Origin of the sequence: Hymenobacter daecheongensis DSM 21074, from assembly GCF_900141805.1 — a bacterium.
Taxonomy (GTDB): Bacteria; Bacteroidota; Bacteroidia; order Cytophagales; family Hymenobacteraceae; genus Hymenobacter; species Hymenobacter daecheongensis.
This window is the reverse complement of the sequence record NZ_FQYN01000011.1, coordinates 62105-80697: the sequence shown is the minus strand read 5'-3', so window position 1 is coordinate 80697 and position 18593 is coordinate 62105. Positions and strand designations below refer to the sequence as shown.

General features: G+C 62.2%; 17 protein-coding genes. 12 read left to right on the top strand and 5 right to left on the bottom strand.

Annotated elements, in window-relative coordinates:
• Window positions 1-177: 177 nt before the first annotated feature.
• From BUB62_RS17875 to BUB62_RS17820, 12 genes are all read left to right on the top strand, one after another.
• Window positions 178-1269, top strand: coding sequence for a replication initiation protein (locus BUB62_RS17875; protein ID WP_234988813.1), 1092 nt, complete (start codon window positions 178-180; stop codon window positions 1267-1269).
• Between the two features lie 187 nt (window positions 1270-1456).
• Window positions 1457-1786: a DUF6660 family protein gene (locus BUB62_RS17870; RefSeq protein ID WP_073112522.1), complete on the top strand. Its 330-nt coding sequence runs from the start codon at window positions 1457-1459 to the stop codon at window positions 1784-1786.
• 198 nt (window positions 1787-1984) lie between these two features.
• A complete protein-coding gene (locus BUB62_RS17865) occupies window positions 1985-6385 on the top strand; it encodes a CusA/CzcA family heavy metal efflux RND transporter (protein WP_073112520.1) in 4401 nt (1466 codons plus the stop codon).
• A 24-nt stretch (window positions 6386-6409) separates the two neighbouring features.
• Window positions 6410-7591, top strand: a complete 1182-nt coding sequence (locus BUB62_RS17860; protein WP_073112518.1) for an efflux RND transporter periplasmic adaptor subunit — start codon at window positions 6410-6412, stop codon at window positions 7589-7591.
• 43 nt (window positions 7592-7634) lie between these two features.
• Complete coding sequence (locus BUB62_RS17855) at window positions 7635-7964, top strand: YnfA family protein (protein ID WP_073112516.1); 330 nt, start codon at window positions 7635-7637, stop codon at window positions 7962-7964.
• Window positions 7965-7969: 5 nt separating this feature from the next.
• Window positions 7970-8584, top strand: coding sequence for a hypothetical protein (locus tag BUB62_RS17850; protein WP_073112515.1), 615 nt, complete (start codon window positions 7970-7972; stop codon window positions 8582-8584).
• 48 nt (window positions 8585-8632) lie between these two features.
• Window positions 8633-10822 carry a heavy metal translocating P-type ATPase gene (locus BUB62_RS17845; RefSeq protein ID WP_084539184.1) on the top strand — a complete coding sequence of 730 codons (2190 nt, stop codon included), beginning with the start codon at window positions 8633-8635 and terminating at the stop codon, window positions 10820-10822.
• Window positions 10819-11715, top strand: coding sequence for a cation diffusion facilitator family transporter (locus BUB62_RS17840; RefSeq protein ID WP_073112513.1), 897 nt, complete (start codon window positions 10819-10821; stop codon window positions 11713-11715). Before BUB62_RS17845 ends, BUB62_RS17840 begins: the two co-directional genes overlap by 4 nt.
• A 41-nt stretch (window positions 11716-11756) precedes the next feature.
• Window positions 11757-13178 (top strand): dihydrolipoyl dehydrogenase, encoded by a 1422-nt coding sequence (lpdA, locus tag BUB62_RS17835; RefSeq protein WP_073112511.1) that lies wholly within the window; start codon window positions 11757-11759, stop codon window positions 13176-13178.
• 11 nt (window positions 13179-13189) lie between these two features.
• Window positions 13190-13927, top strand: coding sequence for a DUF305 domain-containing protein (locus BUB62_RS17830; protein WP_084539183.1), 738 nt, complete (start codon window positions 13190-13192; stop codon window positions 13925-13927).
• A gap of 12 nt (window positions 13928-13939) precedes the next feature.
• Window positions 13940-14206 carry a hypothetical protein gene (locus tag BUB62_RS17825; protein ID WP_073112507.1) on the top strand — a complete coding sequence of 89 codons (267 nt, stop codon included), beginning with the start codon at window positions 13940-13942 and terminating at the stop codon, window positions 14204-14206.
• 185 nt (window positions 14207-14391) lie between these two features.
• On the top strand, window positions 14392-14760 hold the full coding sequence (locus BUB62_RS17820; RefSeq protein ID WP_073112506.1) for a DUF3703 domain-containing protein: 369 nt from the start codon (window positions 14392-14394) through the stop codon (window positions 14758-14760).
• Window positions 14761-15245: 485 nt separating this feature from the next.
• Here the strand turns inward: BUB62_RS17820 and BUB62_RS19230 are convergent, their stop codons facing one another.
• The 5 genes from BUB62_RS19230 to BUB62_RS17800 form a co-directional block, all read right to left on the bottom strand.
• Entirely contained in the window at window positions 15246-15626 is a 381-nt protein-coding gene (locus tag BUB62_RS19230) for a hypothetical protein (protein WP_143164269.1), read from the bottom strand.
• A gap of 14 nt (window positions 15627-15640) precedes the next feature.
• Entirely contained in the window at window positions 15641-15958 is a 318-nt protein-coding gene (locus BUB62_RS17815) for a hypothetical protein (RefSeq protein WP_073112504.1), read from the bottom strand.
• Between the two features lie 201 nt (window positions 15959-16159).
• Entirely contained in the window at window positions 16160-17278 is a 1119-nt protein-coding gene (locus BUB62_RS19225) for an RES domain-containing protein (RefSeq protein WP_143164268.1), read from the bottom strand.
• Between the two features lie 225 nt (window positions 17279-17503).
• Window positions 17504-18256, bottom strand: a complete 753-nt coding sequence (locus tag BUB62_RS17805) for a hypothetical protein (RefSeq protein WP_073112501.1) — start codon at window positions 18254-18256, stop codon at window positions 17504-17506.
• A 23-nt stretch (window positions 18257-18279) separates the two neighbouring features.
• Entirely contained in the window at window positions 18280-18567 is a 288-nt protein-coding gene (locus tag BUB62_RS17800; protein ID WP_073112499.1) for a hypothetical protein, read from the bottom strand.
• Window positions 18568-18593 lie beyond the last annotated feature (26 nt).

The window sequence follows — 18593 nt, the reverse complement described above, 5'->3', positions numbered from 1 at the left end:
AATAAACCTGCTTCTTTAAGGTAATAAACCTGCGCACTTTTACACAAGCTGGTTTTTTCGCCGTATGTTTCGGCCTGATATCACTGGATGAGGCAAAAGTGTCTCTGCTGGCTGCAACCGTAACCTATCGGCTAGATGTTAGGAAACCGACTACCCCGCGTTACCCTGCCCGTTCCAATGCTGGAACTAGAACTGCAGTATGAGCCCGAAGCGCTGGCGCGGGTCAAGCAGCATTGGGCGGCCACCTTCGCCCACCAGCGCAGAATTTCCGTGTACGGCAAGCGCATTATGGCGCGGGTGATGGAGCAAATCAAGGAAGATGACTTGCAGTTGCGCGACTACTATCAGCTGCGGGTTTCCTCCGTGGTCGAGGGCACCGACATTGATACGGATACGGCGTATTCCTTCCTGAAAAAAGCTATCTATGAGTTGGCCCACGTCACTTGGGAGTTCGAGAGCCTGGACGGGAGCGAGTGGTACATCCGCCACCTGCTGGATACGACAAAGGAACGGCGCGTAGGCTTCAAGGATGGCATCATTACCATTATTCTCAACCCGCAACTCGCGCCTTACTTCGTTCAGATTGCCGGTCAGTATTCGACCTACAAGTTGGATGGCTACATGGGCCTGCATAGCTGGTACAGCATGCGGTTCTTTGAGATACTATCCGCGTTTAGGGATACCGGCTGGTGGGAAGTGTCGCTGGAGGAATACCGCCTGCTCATGGACTGCGGCCAAGAGTTGGACAAGTACGGCTCCCCCAAAAAGGACCGGAAAGGCAACCCGGTGATGAAGCACGCCGACACCAACGAGTTGATTAAGAAAACGGTGCTGGGGGCACAAAAGGAGTTGGAAAGAACGCCCTGCGCCTTCGTCTACAATCCTATCCTGGAAGCCAACCGGGCGGGCCGGGGCCGAAAGAAGATTGTGGGCCTGCGCTTCGAGCTGCTGCACAAGCAGTCTACCGTTATCCCGGCCTCATGGCTGGCCGACGAAATCTTACGCCCGGTTATTGACCGGCTGCGGGAATTCAAAGTAACTGACCGCAACATCGCGCTTTACCTCAAAGTGATGGAGGTAGTCGAAGCCCGCAAGCTGCTGCGGGAGTGGCAGCTCAAGGAGAACAGCCAGAAGAAGATTGACGACAAGCAGAAATATTGCAACGCCGTTTTCGTACGGGTCGGCAAGCAAATCAGCGAGGAGAAGAAGAAGGATGCTCTGCTGGCCCGGCAGGTGGTGCAAGCCGCGCTGGGGTTTGACAAGAAATAAATACGCCGTAAAATCCCGTTTCTGTGTATGCACCGTATGGCTGAGCTAAAGTCTTCTCTCACGTTACTATAACCGTTCTCTGGCTGTGGGACCGTTAATGCTTTCTGATTATCTGGTTGGGAACCTTCCCCGGCGTTTTGCGGTAGAAGCAGCTCCGGCTCCCGGGATTTAGTACCTTTGCCGCTTCATGCGCCTGCTCAGCCTGTTTTTTGCCTGCTACTTCGCCTTCCTCTCCTGCATAACCTGCACGGACGAGGTAGCCGTGTGTCAGGACCAGGCCCAATCGACGGTGGCAGCGGCTACGCACTCGGACTGCAGCACGGACGCCCTGGGCGACTGGTGCTCGCCACTCTGCCAGTGCCACTGCTGCGGGGGCATCGTGGTCACGCTGCCAGGCACGGCCGTAGCCGTTTACCCCCAGTCGGTTGAGTGGGGCACCAGCCCCCAGCACGGCCGGCTGCTAGTGGGTACCCCGGCGCGGGCCCTCGGTTCTGTGTGGCAGCCGCCCCAGGCCTAATACTTTCCCTTTTTTCCTGCTGACCACCCTGCCCGGGCGGCTTGCTTCCGTGCGGAGCCGGCTCATCGGAGCATGCCAACGCGTGGCGTTGGCTCCTACGGGTGCGTTTCATCCCCGCCGTTCCCGCGCCCAGTAGCCGGAACCGCCGGGTGAGCAGGTATTCACTGAACGTGTTAGACCTAACCCCCACAGCAACGGATGTTTGACCGGCTGATTCATTTTTCCATTCATAACAAGCTCATTATCGGGATTCTGACCCTGGCCCTGGTGGCCTGGGGCGGCTACTCGCTGAGCCGGCTACCGATTGACGCGGTACCCGACATCACCACCAACCAGATTGTCGTGTACACGGTGGCCCCCTCCCTGGCCGCCAGCGACATCGAGCGCCTAGTATCCTTCCCCGTTGAGCAGAGCCTGGCCACCATTCCCGGCCGCGAGGAAGTGCGCTCCTTTTCCCGCTTCGGGCTCTCGGTGGTGACCATTGTCTTCGAGGACAAGATTGACATTTACTGGGCCCGCCAGCAGGTAGCCGAGCGCCTGCGGGAGGCCGAGAGCCAAATTCCCGAAAGCATTGGCCGGCCGGAAATGGCCCCGGTCAGCACCGGCCTGGGCGAAGTGTACCAGTACCTGGTGCGGGCCAAGCCCGGCTTTGAGAAGAAATACGACGCCCGCGAGCTGCGCACGATTCAGGACTGGATTGTGCGGCGGCAGCTGCTGGGCACGCCCGGCGTGGCCGACGTGGCCAGCTTCGGCGGCCAGCTCAAGCAGTTTGAAATCCGGCTGGATCCCACGCGCCTGCGCTCGTTGAACGTCACCACCGACCAGGTGTACCAGGCCGTGTCGCGCAACAACCAGAACGCCGGCGGCGCCTACCTCGACCAGAAGCCCACGGCCTACTTTATCCGCACCGAGGGCCTGGCCGAAAACGCTGCGGACCTGGGCAACATCGTGGTGCGCAGCACCGCCGGCGGCATGCCCGTGCTGGTGCGCGACGTGGCCGACGTGCGCCTAGGTTCGGCCGTGCGCTACGGGGCCATGACCCGCAACGGGGAGGGCGAAGTGACCGGTGGCATCGTGCTCATGCTGAAAGGGGCCAACGCCAACGACGTCATCAAGGACGTGAAAACCCGGATGCTGACGGTAGAGAAATCCCTGCCGGAGGGGGTGGCCATCGACGTGTACCTGGACCGCTCCGAGCTGGTGGGCCGCGCCATCGGCACGGTGAAAACCAACCTGATTGAGGGCGCGCTCATTGTGCTGTTCGTGCTCATCCTGTTTCTGGGCAACTGGCGCGCCGGCTTGGTCGTGGCCTCAGTCATCCCGTTGGCCATGCTCTTTGCCATCGCCATGATGCGCCTTTTCGGCGTATCGGGCAACCTGCTCTCGCTCGGGGCCATCGACTTCGGCCTGGTCGTAGACGGGGCCGTCATCATCGTCGAAGCCATCGTGCACCGCCTGCACGGCGGGCAGCTGCAAGTGCCCGGCAACCGCCTCAGCACCGACCAGATGAACGAGGAAACGTACCACGCCGCCAGCAAAATCCGCTCCTCGGCCGCCTTTGGCGAAATCATTATCCTCATCGTGTACCTGCCCTTGCTGGCGCTGGTCGGCATTGAGGGCAAGATGTTCCGGCCCATGGCCCAGACCGTGGCCTTTGCCATCATCGGGGCCTTTATTCTCTCGCTTACTTATGTGCCCATGATGTCGGCGCTGGCTTTGAGCCGCTCGACGGAAGTGAAGCGCAACTTCTCCGACCGGATGATGAGCTGGCTGGAAGCCCGCTACCGGCCGGTACTGGAGTGGGCCTTGCGCCGCAAAGCCGTGGTGCTCAGCTCGGCCGTAGCCCTGTTCGTCGGGGCGCTGCTGCTGTTCCGCACGCTGGGCGGGGAGTTCATTCCGCAGCTGGCCGAAGGAGACTTTGCCATTGAGATGCGCACGCTCACCGGCTCCTCACTGAGCTACACCGTGGACCGAAGCCTGCAGGCCGGGGCCATCCTGCAGAAGCAGTTTCCCGAAGTCAAGGAGGTCGTGGCCAAAATCGGGGCGGCCGAAATTCCCACCGACCCCATGCCCGTGGAAGCGGCCGACGTCATGGTCATTCTGGAAAAAGACCAGAAAAAGTGGACTTCCGCCAAAACCCAGGAGGAGCTGGCCGGCAAGATGGCCGAAGCGCTGAGCGTGATTCCCGGCGTCACCTTTGGCTTCCAGCAGCCCATCCAGATGCGCTTCAACGAACTGATTTCGGGGGCCAAGCAGGACGTGGTGCTCAAAATCTACGGCGAGGACCTGACCCAGCTGGCTGCCTACGCCGAGCTGGCCGCCCGCCTGGTGCGGCAGGTCGAAGGGGCCGAGGACGTGTACGTGGAGCAGGTCACGGGCCTGCCCCAAATCGTGGTCAAGCTGGACCGCAACCGCCTGGCCCGCTTTGGCCTGAATGCCGAGGACGTGAACCGCACGGTGCAGACGGCCTTTGCCGGCCAGACCGCCGGCCAGCTCTTCGAGCAGGAGCGCCGCTTCGACGTGGTGCTGCGCCTGGCCCCCGAGCTGCGCCAGAACATCGGCAACGTGCGTCAGCTGCTGGTGGCCACGCCCGGCGGCGAGCAGATTCCGCTGGAGCAGGTAGCTTCCGTGGAGCTGGAGGAAGGCCCCAACCAGATTCAGCGGGATGATGCCAAGCGCCGCATCACCGTGGCCTTTAACGTGCGGGGCCGCGACGTAGAAAGCGTCGTGACCGAGCTGCAGGGCAAAGTCGACCAGCAACTGAAGCTCGCCCCTGGCTACTACACCACCTACGGTGGCCAGTTCGAGAACCTGCGTAAGGCCTCCGAGCGGCTGAGCATCGCCGTGCCAGTAGCACTGCTGCTGATTTTCGTGCTGCTATTTTTCACGTTCAAATCATTCAAGCAGTCCATCCTCATTTTCACGGCCATTCCGCTCTCGGCCATCGGCGGGGTGCTGGCGCTCTGGCTGCGGGGCATGCCCTTCAGCATCTCGGCCGGCGTGGGCTTCATTGCCCTGTTTGGCGTGGCCGTGCTCAACGGCATCGTGCTCATCGGCTACTTCAACCAATTAAAAGAAGAAGGGCGCACCGACGTGTTTGCCCGCATTCTGGAAGGCACCCAAGTGCGCCTGCGGCCCGTGCTGATGACGGCCACCGTGGCCTCGCTGGGCTTTTTGCCCATGGCCCTGTCGCAGTCGGCGGGCGCCGAAGTGCAGCGCCCCCTGGCCACGGTGGTCATCGGCGGGCTGGTCACGGCCACGCTGCTGACCCTGCTGGTGCTGCCGGTGCTCTACGCCCTGTCGGAGCGCAAGTCCAAACCAACGGGAGAAGAAAAGCCGCGGCCGACAGCGGCCGTACCGGTTGCGGTGCTGCTCGTGCTGGGTGGTTTGCTCGCCGCGGTACCGGCTCGGGCGCAGGGGCCGCTTACGTCCACGCAGGCCGTGGGGCAGGCGCTGCAGGCCAACGGCACGGTGCAGGCCGCTCAACGCTCCCTGGAAGCCCAACAGGCCCTGCGCCGGACTTCCTTTGACGTGGGCCGCACCACGGTGCTGGGCACCTACGGGCAGGTCAACTCCCCGCTTTCGGACAACGTGCTCAGCATCGGCCAGTCGCTGGCGTTGCCGGGCTACTACAAAGCCCAGGCGGGGTTGAGTCAGGCCCGGATTGGGGGCCGGGAGCAGCAGCTGGCCCAGGTGCAGGCCGAGTTGCGCCGGCAGGTGCGCCTAAGCTACGAGCGGGCCGTACACGCCCGCCACCGCCTGCGCACGCTGCGCGGGCAGGACAGCATCTACACCGAGTTTTTGCGCGCCGCGCAGCTGCGCTTCAAAGCCGGCGAGGTGGCCCGCCTGGAACCGGCCAACGCCCTGATTCAGCAGGGCGAGACGCAAAACCTGCTCACCCAGGCCCGGGCCGACTACGCCATTGCCCAGCGTCAGCTGCAGGCCTTGCTGCAAACCACGCAGCCCGTCGCCATTGCCGATAGTGTCCTGCGCCTGCTGCCCGCTCCCGGAGCAGCGGCGGACACGGCGGTACTGGCCGCCACGCCCCAGGCCCGGGTGCTGCAGCAGCAGATTGTCGAACGCCGGGCCGAAACCCGCGTGGAGCAGGCCCAGGGGCTGCCGCAAGTGACGGTAGGCTATACCAACCAGTCACTGCGGGGCACCTACGAGGTGGACGGGCAGGCCACGACCTACAGCACCGGCGACCGGTTCCAGAGCGTGCAGGCGGGGGTGGCCATTCCGCTGCTGCGCGGCCCCCAGAAGGCCCGTGTGCAGGCGGCCAAGCTGCAGGAGCAGGTCGCCACTACTACCTACCAGCGCTATCAGGCCGAAGCCGCTGCCCAGCTCGATGAGCTGCGTCTGCGCCTACAGGAGCAGCAGCGCCGGGTGCAGTTTTACGAGCAAACCGGCCTGCCCCAATCGGCCGTTATCGTGCGTCTGAGCCAACTGGCCTATAAAGCCGGGGAAACTACCTACTCCGAGCTGCTGCTCAACCTGGAGCGCGCCCTGAGCGTGCGCACAGCCTACCTCGACGCCGTACTGGCGCATAACCAAACCGCCATCGACCTGGACTACCTGCTGGGCACGGCAGCCCAGTAATCTCTTCTCCCTGATATCAATTCCATGAATAAGATTGCATCCCTGGTACTGCTGCTTGGCCTGACCCTGGCCGGCTGCGGTGCCGACAAGAAAGAAAGCGCGGACGCGGAAACCACCGCTCCCGAAGGCAAAGAAGCCGGCAGTGAAGCGGCAGGCGAAGAAGCCTCCGACGTGGTGACCCTCTCCCCGGCCGAGCAGCAGGCCGCCGGCCTGAAAACCGCCCGCCTGGCCGACCGGCCGATGGGCGCGGGCCTGGCCGTGACGGGCACGCTGGACGTGCCGCCGGAAAGCGCCGTCAATATCACGGCCCCGCTGGGGGGCTTCGTGGAGAACACCGAGCTGCTGCAGGGGGCCCGCGTGCGCAAGGGCGAAGTGCTGGCCACTATCCGCAACCCGGAGTTCGTGACGCTGCAGCAGGACTACCTCGAAACCCGCGCCCGCCTGGAATACGCCCGCACCGAGCTGGCCCGCCAGAAGGAACTGTACGAGCAGGAGGTTGCGCCCCAGAAAAACTACCAGCGCGCCCAGGCCGACTACCGGGCCCTGCAGGTGCAAACCAAGGCCCAAGCCGCCCGGCTGCGGCTGGCGGGCTTGCCCGTAGGTGGGCGAATCGTCACCACGGCCAGCCTCCGCGCCCCGCGGGCCGGCTTCGTGCGGGCCGTGAACGTGACGGTGGGCCAGGCCGTGACGGCCACCGACGCGCTGTTTGAAATCGTGGACCCCGAGCACCTGCACGTCGAGCTGACCGTGTTTGAGCGCGACGTGGCCCGCGTGCAGAAGGGCCAGCTGATTCGCTTCACCCTGGCCAGCGACTCCACCGGCTCCCGCCGGGAGCGCACGGCCCGGGTGTACCTCGTCGGCAAAGCCATTGGCGAGGACCGCACCGTGCGCGTGCACGGCCACCTCGACCAGGAAAACGACCCCGCGCTGCTGCCTGGCCTCTACGTGCGGGCCATGATTGAAACCGGCCGCACCCAGGCCCCCACGCTGCCCGACGCGGCGCTGGTGCGCTTCGAGGGCAAGAACTTCGCCTTTGCCGTGGATTCGCCCGGCCGCTATCAGATGGTACCCGTCACGCTGGGCCGTAGCGAGGACGGCTTCACGGAAATCACCCTGCCCAAGGAAGTAGCCGCTACCAGCACCTTCGTCACGGAGGGAGCGTATTCGCTGCTGGCCAAGATGAAAAACGCCGAGGAGGAAGAATAGCCCCCGGCCGGCAAACGCCGTTCACAGCCCGTTACCCCAACTGATGAGCTACCTACAGCCCTTGTTCCTCTTCTTTCTCGCCGGCCTCTGTGAAATCGGGGGCGGCTACCTGATGTGGCAGTGGCTCAAGGCTGACCGCCCGGCCTGGATGGGGCTGTTGGGGGCCGTGCTGCTGGTCGTGTACGGGTGGGTTGCCACCTGGCAGTCCACTTCCTTCGGCAAAACCTACGCCGTGTACGGCGGCGTTTTCGTCGTCATGTCCATTGCCTGGGTCTGGTACTTCGATGGCTTCCGGCCCGACCGGTTCGATGTGCTGGGCGGGACCGTCGTGCTGCTGGGCCTGGCCGTTATCCTGTTCTGGCCCCGTTCGTAACTCGTATGCTGGAACTCCTCACCGGTGCTTTGGTGCTCAGCTTGCTGCACGCCGCCATTCCCAACCACTGGGCCCCGGTGCTGGCCGTGGCGCGGGCCGAAGGCTGGCCCCTGCGGCGGGCGGTGGGCGTGACGCTGGTGGCCGGTCTGGCCCACGTCCTGAGCACGGTAGGCATCGGACTGGCCCTGGGCCTGCTGGGCTGGCGGCTTTCGGCCCGCTTCGCGCAGTTTGCCGGCTGGGTGGCCCCGCTGCTGCTTATCGTCATCGGACTGCTCTACGCCTTTTCCGGCCCCGGCCACACCCACCCCGACCCCCGGCCACTCCGCCAACGCCCGCCGCGCCGCCGCGTGGTGCTGGGGCTGGCGGCCACCATGTTTCTGGCCCCCTGCCTGGAAATCCAGACGTTTTTTCTGGCCGCCGGTACCCACGGCCCGGCCGCGCTGGCCCTGCTCATGAGCGTGTACCTGCTGGCCTCCGTATCGGCCATGTGCGTGCTGGTGGCGCTGGCCCACCGCAGTCTGCGGCGCCTGAACCTCGACGGGCTGGCCCGGCACGAGCGCCAGCTGACCGGCGCAGTACTCGTGCTGGTGGGCGTGGCCGGCTTTTTCGTGGACTGGTAGCCCCGGCTGGCCGTCCCTGCATTACTTACCCTGACATTCTCTTTTCCTATGCCTGACCCTACTTCCCCCAACACCGACGAAGAGCTGAACACGGCCAAGCAGGCCAAGCTCGAAAACGTGGGCGCGCTCAGCCGCGACCAGCTCACGCCCGAAGCCGCCGCCGCGCCCGAAGGCCACGACGTGCCCGGCCATGACCACGCCGGCCACGACCATCCCGCTGGCAAGCGCGTGGTGGACCTGGCGGGCAAGGCCGCCGACGAGCACGCCGGCCACGACCACGCCAGCGGCGACGACCACGACCACGGCCCCGTGGGCGCGAACCCTTACCTCTGGCCCGGCGTGAGCCTGGCGCTGCTGCTGGGCGGCATCGCGCTGGATTACTATAAAGTGGGCTTTTTCACCGGCTACGTGCGCCTGGCCTGGTACGGCGTGGCCTTCCTGCTGGTCGGGTGGAAAGTCATTCGCTCGGCCGTGCTCAGCATTCCCAGCGGCAACATCTTCAACGAGTTTCTGCTCATGAGCATCGCCACGCTCGGGGCCTTTGCCATCGGCGAGTACCCGGAAGGCGTGGCCGTGATGCTGTTCTACACCGTGGGCGAGCTGTTTCAGGACGCGGCCGTGAACCGGGCCAAGCGCAGCATCCGGGCCCTGCTCGAAATTCAGGCGACCGAAGTCACCGTGCTGCGGGACGGCCAGTCGCTGGTGCTCGACCCCAAAGCCGTGCAGCTGGGCGACGTGATTGAGGTGCGGCCGGGCGAGAAAGTGGCCCTCGACGGCACGCTGGCAAAGGGTCCGGCTTCGTTCAACACGGCCGCCCTCACCGGCGAATCGGCTCCGCAGACCAAGCAGACGGGTGAGGTGGTGCTGGCCGGCATGATAAACCAGGAAAGCCTGGTGCAGGTGCTGGTGACGGCCACCTACCAGGATACCAAGCTGGCCAAGATTCTGGCGATGGTGCAGGACGCGGTGGGCCGCAAGGCCAAAACCCAGCAGTTCATCACCAAGTTCGCCAAGGTCTACACGCCCATCGTGGTGCTGCTGGCCGTGCTGCTGGTGCTGGTGCCGTTTTTTGTCGTTGATGACTACGTGTTCCGCACCTGGCTGTACCGGGCGCTGGTATTTCTGGTAATTTCCTGCCCCTGCGCCCTGGTTATCAGCATTCCGCTGGGCTACTTCGGGGGCATCGGCGCGGCCTCGAAAGCGGGCATCCTCTTTAAGGGCTCGAACTTCCTGGACGTGATGCGCGAGCTGGATACGGTCGTTATGGACAAGACCGGCACGCTCACCCAGGGCGTGTTTGCCGTGCAGCAGGTGCAGCCCGCCGCCGGCATGGACGCGGCCCAGATGCTGCGCCTGGTGGGGGCGCTGGAAGTTAAATCCACCCATCCCATTGCCAAAGCCGTGGTGCTGCACGTCGGCGCGGCGGCGGCGGGCGTGCCCGTGGAAAACGTGGAGGAAATCAGCGGCCACGGCCTGCGGGGCCGGGTGGAGGGCCGCGACGTGCTGGCCGGCAACACCAAGCTGCTCACCAAATTCAACGTAGCCTACCCGGCCGAAGTAGACCAGGTGTTTGACAGCATTGTGGTGGCCGCCATTGATGGGAAATACGCCGGCTACCTGACCGTGGCCGACGCGCCCAAAGCCGACGCTCTGCAAACCGTGCGCGAGCTGCGCGCCGACGGCATCACTAAAATCGTGATGCTCTCCGGCGACAAGGACAGCATCACCCAGCGGGTGGCCAAGGAGCTGGGCATTGACGAGGCCCACGGCGGGCTGCTGCCCGAAGACAAGGCCCGCTACGTGCAGGAGTACAAGGACGCGGGCCGCAAGCTGGCCTTCGTGGGCGACGGCGTGAACGACGCGCCCGTGGTGGCCCTGGCCGACGTGGGCATTGCCATGGGTGGGCTGGGCTCGGACGCCACCATTGAAACCGCCGACGTGGTGATTCAGACCGACCACCCCAGCAAGATTGCCACGGCCCGGCGCATTGCACGCGCCACCCATTCGGTGGTGTGGCAGAACATCTGGCTGGCCTTTATCGTGAAGGGCATCGTGCTCGTGCTCGGGGCCGGCGGCCTGGCTACGATGTGGGAAGCCGTGTTTGCCGACGTGGGCGTGGCCCTGCTGGCTATCCTCAACGCGGTGCGCATTCAGCGCATGGACTACGCCACGCCGGGCACGGGCGGCCCGGCGCCGGCTGGCCCTACCGTTTCACCCGCACAAGCAACCCAGTCATGAGCGGGTCCCACGGCATGAGCGGCAGCGCCGCCTCGCGCAACAAGCGCGCCCTGACCATCGTCTTCTTCACGACGCTGGCCTACCTGGTGGCGGAAGTCATCGGCGGCTGGTGGACCGGCAGCCTGGCCTTGCTGGCCGACGCGGGCCATATGCTCACCGACGTGGCCGGGGTGGGCCTGGCCCTGCTGGCCATTCGTTTCGGCGAGAAGCCGGCCACGCCCGAACGCACCTACGGCTACTACCGCTTCGAGATTCTGGCTGCCCTCACCAACGCGGTGGTGCTGATTCTGATTTCGCTCTACATCCTCTACGAGGCCTATTTCCGCTTCCTGAACCCACCCAAGGTAGAAAGCACCACCATGATGTGGGTGGCCGGCGTGGGCATGCTGGTCAACCTCTACGGCGTGTACCTGCTGCGCAAAAGCTCGGGCGAGAGCCTAAATATGAAAGGGGCCTACTTCGAGGTGCTCAGCGACCTGCTTACGTCCGTGGGCGTGATAATCGCGGGCGCTATCATGCTCACCACGAAGTGGTACTACGCCGACCCGCTGCTCTCAGCCGGCATCGGCCTGTTCATTCTGCCCCGCACCTGGGCCCTGCTCAAAGAGTCGGTGGCCGTGCTGCTGGAAGGCACCCCGGCCGATGTGAACCTGGAAGCCCTGCGCCAGGGCCTGCTGGCCGAGCCGGGCGTGGCGGCCGTGCACGACCTGCACGCCTGGGTGCTCACCTCCGGGGTCAACGCCCTGAGCGTCCACGTCGTGCTGGCCGAAGGTGCCCAGCACGACGACGTGCTGGCCCGCGCCCATGCCTATGTGACGGGCAAGCACGCCGTGCAGCACGCCACCATTCAGGTGGAGCGCGGCGACTTCGCCCGGCACGAAACGCACCTGTAAGAACTGTCTGGCTACTTTTTCACCTTAACCTGCTCCGGCTCATGTCTGCTTCTTCCTACGACGTTCTCATCATCGGCTCCGGCCCCGGCGGCTACATCGCGGCCGTGCGCTGCGGCCAGCTGGGCCTGAAAACGGCCATCATCGAAAAATATCCCACCTTGGGCGGTACCTGCCTCAACGTGGGCTGCATCCCCAGCAAGGCGGTACTCGAATCCACCGAACTCTACCACAAAGCCACGGCGCAGTTTGCCGAGCACGGCATTGCCGCCGACAACCTGCGCGCCGACCTGCCGCGCATGATGGAGCGCAAGGATAAGGTGGTAAGCAAGGTGTGCGACGGGGTGGTGTACCTGATGAAGAAAAACAAGGTGGACATCCTCCACGGCGTGGCCTCGTTCGAGGATGCCACCACCGTGCGCGTCGTGCCAACGGACGGGGGCAATGGGGAAGAGCAGCGGCTCACTGCCAGGAACATCATTATCGCCACCGGCTCCAAGCCCAGCACCCTGCCTTTCATCACCCTGGATAAGGAGCGCGTCATCACCAGCACGGAGGCCCTGGCGCTGCGTGAGCTGCCCAAGCACCTGATTATCGTGGGCGGCGGCGTTATCGGCCTGGAGCTGGGGTCAGTGTACGCCCGGCTGGGTAGCAAAGTATCGGTCGTGGAGTATACCGACGCCATTATTCCGAGCATGGACCGCACCCTGGGCAAGGAGCTGCTGCGCTCCCTCAAAAAGCAGGGCCTGGAATTTTACCTCTCCCACAAGGTCACGGCCGTAGCGCGGGAAGGGGAGACGGTGAAGCTGACGGCCACTCCGGCGGCCGGCGGGGCCGACCTGCAGCTGGAAGGCGACTACTGCCTGGTATCGGTGGGCCGCCGGCCCTACACCGACGGCCTGAACCTGGCCGCGGCCAGGGTGGAGGTAGACGAGAAAGGCCGGGTGAAAGTCAACGACGAGCTGCAAACCAACGTGCCCGGCATCTGGGCGCTGGGCGACGTGGTGCGCGGGGCCATGCTGGCGCACAAGGCCTCCGATGAGGGCGTGTTCGTGGCCGAGCGGATTGCGGGCCAGAAGCCGCACGTCAACTACCTGCTCATTCCCAACGTGGTGTACACCTGGCCCGAAGTGGCCGGCGTGGGCTACACCGAAGAGCAGTTGAAGGAGCAGGGCCTGGCCTATAAGTCGGGCTCGTTTCCGTTCAGCGCCTCCGGCCGGGCCCTGGCCGGGGCCGATACCGAAGGGCTGGTAAAGGTGCTCACCGCCGCCGACACCGATGAAATCCTGGGCGTCCACATGATTGGGGCGCGCATTGCCGACATCGTGGCCGAAGCGGTGGCCGTGATGAGCTTTCGCGGCGCGGCCGAAGACGTGGCCCTGATGTCGCACGCCCACCCTACCTACGCCGAAGCCTTTAAGGAAGCCTGCCTCAACGCCTCGGGCCTGGGGGCCCTGAATATGTAACCCTGCTACTGATGCTCCATATCCTGCGTTGCTCGCTCTTGGCTGCCGCTCACGGCCGTTGCTTCCGTTTCGGCGGGGCGCGGCTACTGGCGGCCCTGCTCATGGCCCTGGCCGTGAGCGGCTGTACTTCCGAGCCCGACGATTCGGCGGCGCACGAAGCCGAAGTCCATGGTCCGGCCAAGCCCGCTCTGGCCCCAGCCACGGCAGCTGCCCCCCTGAATCTGGCCGACTCCCTGCAGCTCATGGTACGCGAGTTGGATGCGGTGCGCCGCCTTGGCTGCTGGGACGAGGACTTTGCTGCTCTCATGGCCGTGCACCACGCCGGAGCCCAGCGCCTGGCAGCCGTGCAACTCTCGCGGGGCAAAGACTCGACCTTGCGCGCAATGGCTCAGCAGGTGCTCAAAAGCCACGAAAAGGATACCCATGTACTCGCTCTGGCTTTGAAGCGCGAGCCGCCCGCCGGGCAGGAGTACCGACCGGGCAACCGCAAAGACCCCTTCGTGCGGCGCATCGCGGCGGCACTGGCTCCCCTGCGTCAGCTGCCGGTGCTACCCGGCAGCCTGGATGCCGACTTTGCCACGCTTATGGCGCTGCACCACCGCAGCGGCGTGGCCCTGGCCCAGGCGGAGCTGGCGTTTGGCCGCAACGCCGAACTGCGGGAGGCCGCCCGGCGCATCGTACGCGACCAACAGCCGGAAATCAAGCAGTTTCAGCGCTGGCTGCAAACGCATCCCACCCTTACCCCCTAAGTTTCATTCGCTATGCACACCGCAAAAATTGACCTCACGCTGACCCCCACCGGCCGGCACTTGGCCTTTTCCAAAGAAATGCTGGAAGTGGCCCACGTTTTCCGCCGCGTGGGCGGAGAGGCCGGGCCTTGGCAGCGGGTGGCCGTCAACGCCCGTTCGCCCTACCACGACCAGGATGCATTCGCCCCCGGTACCCAACTGGAATACTACGTGCAGCACGAAAGCCAGCAGGGGGAGCAGGAAGCCCGCAGCCACATAGTTGGCACGACAGTCCAGTAAATTCTGAACCAGCAGCCAGGCAGCCGCTGTTACAGGCGCATGTGTGAACACCATAAACCCGTCCATAAGCTGCAACGCTTCTTCCTGTATGTACTCGCTGGAATGCTGGTCATCAGCACGCAGTTGTAGCCTCTGCCGGCGTTGCGTTAATTGAGCGGGCACCACCCGGCTGAGCCACCGACCCTATGCTCAACTTCCGTCTCCCTTCCCACCTACGCCCGTACTACCGCGCTGAGCTGCAGGCTGCCCGCGCCGCTGCTGGCCGCCACAACATGGCTGCGGCCTTCGTCCACCTCGAACGCGCCCACGTTCTGGGCCAGCGCTGGGCGCTGCCGCACACCCACACGCACCTGCTGATGCTGCGCCACGGCCTGCGCACCCGCGACGGGCGCGAAATCCTGGGCCAGCTCGTGCGCCTCATCGGCGGCTTTCCGCTCTCGCTTTTCGGCCGCATCCCCACCGGCAACACCGGCGGGGCCAACGTGCCGGCGGAGCAGTCCATGCCCATCCCAGCTGATTTACAGGCCATTCTCGCCCGGAGCGCTACTTCCTGACCTTTACGCCAAATGGGCGCTACCTAAGTATTGAGCGCTATCCGATAAATGCGGCCCCTGACGGAAGTGCCAAATGCTAAGAACCCTCGCACCAACCTATTGAGAGTTGATGCGAGGGTTCTTGCGTTGCGGGCGGAGAAGACCGGCCGTCGGAATTCCAACGACACGGCTTCAACTCGATTGCTGATGTGATTCTATCAAGCGCCTTTCTTGTGCTTGTGAGGCTTTAAATCGGGGTGCTTCGGTTGATTTTCTGGAGTAACTCGCCTTCTTTCATCGGGTGTACCATCTTGTTTGTTCGGTTTTGGTCCGGGTTTGATAGCCATGACAACGAGTGGGGTTAGGGTTTAACCATGCTTTCAAGACCCTAAAATAAGAGGTATTTTCACTTTACAAGGAATAAGTGAGTTTACCCTTCGGGTAACATAAAAACCGCCTCTGTTGGAGATTAGCGCGAATTTATTACCCCAGCGCTAGAACAGAGCCTAAGCGGGCTCAACGCCTTGCTGCTGCAGAAAATCCCAGTCCTCGGCCGAAAGCTGCTGCTGCATAAAAGCCGTGTATCCGAGGTCACGGCGTTCTAGCACATGGCGTCGAAAAGCCCAACTGCTATTTGCGGCCGCGAAGCCGGCGGCGGTCATCGCCTGACGCATCCGGGGCGGTAGCCCAGTCAGCCAGTGGTGAAAATCATCTTCTGTGAGATGGCCATCCGCTAGTTGGTGGTATCGGTACGCCGCATTGCCCATGCGCAGCAGCTGCGCCTGCTCGGCGCGTTCCGTTTCCGGCAGCTGCTGCAACGCCTGTACCTGCTGCTCGTGCAGGCGCGGGAGGGGGTGACGTGGAACTAGCAGGTCGTCAATGTTCATCGCAGCACAAGATGTTACTCGGCTTTGTTGAGTGGCGTTTTACGAGCGTTAGGGTCGGCCGTGCACTCTTGGTACACCAGTTTAGCAATGTCCAGATACGGCACTTTCAGGGCCGCAGCAAGCTTGTGTAGCTCGTCCTGGGTCATGCCGCCCGGCTGGTCGTGGCGCTTATCGTAGGTGCGCGGGTTGATGTTCCACAAGGCGACAATATCCTTTTTCAGCATCCGGGTTCCGTCCAGCAGCTCCGCCAGCGTCGAAGCTTTGATGGTCAGGTCGGTGTTGTCTAACGTGACCTTGAAGGAAATGGGCGCGGGCGCGGAAGTCGATGCCATAAGGAGGATGAAGGGTAATACCAGCCGGAAAGTTACCTCTTTGCTTGATGCACTGGTAAATTCCTCATTGGGGAATACGGCAAAATATGGCCCGCTGGTGTAGTTGCACAACGAAACTCTCTACACTTCAATAATGACTAGTTCAATTGCACATTGATTGAGCCAAATAGTTAACTAGCTATTGGCATACGCATGATAGTGCTATCCTCTATATGGGTGGATGGTTTCAAATTCCTTGGTTTGTAAGGCATCCTGAAGCAGTTGAGCATGCTGATTATCAGCAATAGCATTACTCAGTGTATGTGGGTCTAGGCTTTCGATTGTGATAGGAGATGATACCTGAATCTGCTTTGTGCGTACTGGGCACAACCCCTTTGAAGTAGAGCTATGCGCAGGGATAACCACATTGTAAGCATCAGCATAAGTTGGGTCTTCTGGGGATAATCGTGAAGATGAAAATGATATTCCGCTAAAAAATCCACCTCTACCGCCACCTCGGCTAGTCGTGTTTACCCATTCCAAAACCAGTTGAGGGATAACGTATTCTTCGTGAAATCTGTCAGAATCTCGGACTGGGACACTCGTTGCCATCACTAAAGGCCAAGTGGCAAAGAACTTCATCAACTGACCATCATACGAGTGTGGTCTGTTTATGTGCTTGCGACGCATTTCGCTGACATGATTGCGTAAATCCAATAACACAATTTGACCAATCTCATTACGTACTGCCTTAAGCTTTGCTGCATAAAGGCTTGGCGTCCAGCCAGGATTCCTGAGTTCTTTGTAAGCTAGGTGGACCGAACTTGCAGCATAGAGACAAGGGTAACCTGATATACTGAATCGCTGGTTAGCTACTAAATAACGCCTGTCAAATGGGATGTGAAACATGCCAGCAGCATCTGGCGCATACGCGCTTTCTGACCGCAAGCGGTATAGCACATCGCTTTCGCGCAGTATTTTGGAAGTAAGAAAAGAATCAGGGGATAGCATGGCATACTGCTGGCCCTTCGTGCTTTGAGCAAAGAACTCGGCAAACATCTTATAAGCTACACTTGGACTGCCTTGATTGAAATAGCGTTGCAGTGCATGTATCAGAGCTTGATTTATATTCCTTACTGGGTGTTGGATGAAAGCAGTATTAGGTATTTGCCCCATATATATCTTACTGCCATCTACCTCAAAATCATCCAGTTTATCGACAAGTGAAGTGTACTCTCTGATAGTCTGTATGACGTGCTGATAGTATGATTCCCTACCTTTTTCCCGCCAATCCTTTGGGATATCAAGAACTGGATGTTGGAGCAAATCATTGACTGTCATAGTGTGCAAGTGAGGATAAGCGGCGGTAAGAGCGAGATGCAAAACTATCCTGAAGCAAAGCTAGCCTGAGCTATAGCTTATGTCTGGTTTCTAATCCGGCAAATAAGACTTTGAAACGCAAGTTCATATAATAAACCTACGATGTTACAGTAGCGAACAAAACAAGGGCGGTGGGGAGGAAAAAATGGCCTACCTCCCAGTCTGAGCGGGGGTGGACCAGTTTAATCAGACAGTCGGCGGGGCGTAGGGCGTGAACCGGAAATCATACCAGCTACGCACCTCTGCTGGCGTGTGCGCCACTAGATAGGGAAAGGCATGTCCCTCAATGGGCGCAATTTCGACGTAGTACCGCTGCGCCCCGTCTGGCTGCTGCCACAGGGTCACAGTGCCGTAGCCCTGGCCCTGCTCCGGGGTGGCCCGCTTGCCGGAATGGTAGGCGTACGAATCGTGCGGGTAGGCTCCCAAGTTCAACTCTACCGGCTCCCACGGGCATTCCCCGCTGCCGCCCATCTCTTCCTCAAACGCAAACCACCGGAGTAGCCCGCCCTGCGCCACGATGCGCCCCCGGTACTGCGCGGGCTGGGGCTTCATTTCAGCAGCCAGGTCGCTCAGCGTCGCGTACTCGTCGGCCTGGTCAGTGGCCGTGAAGGGTACCCGCCCCGGAATGCGAAACGGGCCGGGGTGCTGGGCAGTCACGTCCTGCACCTGGTCTACGGTGCCGGCGACGAGTTCGAGAATCCGCGGTGCCCCTTCGGCGGGCACTTCCAAGTACAAGAAGTCAGCAAGGTCTTTCCAGTTGCCAGCATCGGCCCGCTGCGCGGCATCCTGTTGGTCGGTGCCGGCAAACTCTTCTATATCATAGAAGCCATAGAAATCGGACAACTCGCCCCGGACTACAATAAGGCTACCGTTCTCGCGGTGCTGAAAATGGTAAACTGGCTGGTTGAAAGCGGGCGTTTCTGGGCTGGTCTTTTTCATCGGAGTAAGGACTTGGGTAGGAACTAATAGAGGTAGTTGGGGTGAGCGGCTGGGCCTAACTCACGGGCTTCTTTCTCAAGCTGAGCGTCTTCCCATTTCTCGCTCTCGGCAATGGCCAGGGCCTTCCACTTCATCAGTTGGGCCGCGTCAATGGATTTACTAATCAGGCCCTCGGCCTTCTGGCGGCGCTCCGGCGTGAAAGCCGGGTGGTTCAGCACGCGCCGTAGGTTGCTGCGGGCTGACTGTACCATCAGCATCAGGCCAGCATTGGAAAGCGTGGCAACGGGGGCGGGAGTGGGGGCGGTCAGCATAGAAAGAGAGCTAAAGGGTGAGCAGC

What these genes read in the sequence shown, in the direction of transcription:
- BUB62_RS17875 (WP_234988813.1), top strand. Translation starts at nt 178, where the DNA reads ATGCTGGAACTAGAACTGCAGTATGAGCCCGAAGCGCTGGCGCGGGTC.
- BUB62_RS17870 (WP_073112522.1), top strand. Translation starts at nt 1,457, where the DNA reads ATGCGCCTGCTCAGCCTGTTTTTTGCCTGCTACTTCGCCTTCCTCTCC.
- BUB62_RS17865 (WP_073112520.1), top strand. Translation starts at nt 1,985, where the DNA reads ATGTTTGACCGGCTGATTCATTTTTCCATTCATAACAAGCTCATTATC.
- BUB62_RS17860 (WP_073112518.1), top strand. Translation starts at nt 6,410, where the DNA reads ATGAATAAGATTGCATCCCTGGTACTGCTGCTTGGCCTGACCCTGGCC.
- BUB62_RS17855 (WP_073112516.1), top strand. Translation starts at nt 7,635, where the DNA reads ATGAGCTACCTACAGCCCTTGTTCCTCTTCTTTCTCGCCGGCCTCTGT.
- BUB62_RS17850 (WP_073112515.1), top strand. Translation starts at nt 7,970, where the DNA reads ATGCTGGAACTCCTCACCGGTGCTTTGGTGCTCAGCTTGCTGCACGCC.
- BUB62_RS17845 (WP_084539184.1), top strand. Translation starts at nt 8,633, where the DNA reads ATGCCTGACCCTACTTCCCCCAACACCGACGAAGAGCTGAACACGGCC.
- BUB62_RS17840 (WP_073112513.1), top strand. Translation starts at nt 10,819, where the DNA reads ATGAGCGGGTCCCACGGCATGAGCGGCAGCGCCGCCTCGCGCAACAAG.
- lpdA (WP_073112511.1), top strand. Translation starts at nt 11,757, where the DNA reads ATGTCTGCTTCTTCCTACGACGTTCTCATCATCGGCTCCGGCCCCGGC.
- BUB62_RS17830 (WP_084539183.1), top strand. Translation starts at nt 13,190, where the DNA reads ATGCTCCATATCCTGCGTTGCTCGCTCTTGGCTGCCGCTCACGGCCGT.
- BUB62_RS17825 (WP_073112507.1), top strand. Translation starts at nt 13,940, where the DNA reads ATGCACACCGCAAAAATTGACCTCACGCTGACCCCCACCGGCCGGCAC.
- BUB62_RS17820 (WP_073112506.1), top strand. Translation starts at nt 14,392, where the DNA reads ATGCTCAACTTCCGTCTCCCTTCCCACCTACGCCCGTACTACCGCGCT.
- BUB62_RS19230 (WP_143164269.1), bottom strand. Translation starts at nt 15,626, where the DNA reads ATGAACATTGACGACCTGCTAGTTCCACGTCACCCCCTCCCGCGCCTG.
- BUB62_RS17815 (WP_073112504.1), bottom strand. Translation starts at nt 15,958, where the DNA reads ATGGCATCGACTTCCGCGCCCGCGCCCATTTCCTTCAAGGTCACGTTA.
- BUB62_RS19225 (WP_143164268.1), bottom strand. Translation starts at nt 17,278, where the DNA reads ATGACAGTCAATGATTTGCTCCAACATCCAGTTCTTGATATCCCAAAG.
- BUB62_RS17805 (WP_073112501.1), bottom strand. Translation starts at nt 18,256, where the DNA reads ATGAAAAAGACCAGCCCAGAAACGCCCGCTTTCAACCAGCCAGTTTAC.
- BUB62_RS17800 (WP_073112499.1), bottom strand. Translation starts at nt 18,567, where the DNA reads ATGCTGACCGCCCCCACTCCCGCCCCCGTTGCCACGCTTTCCAATGCT.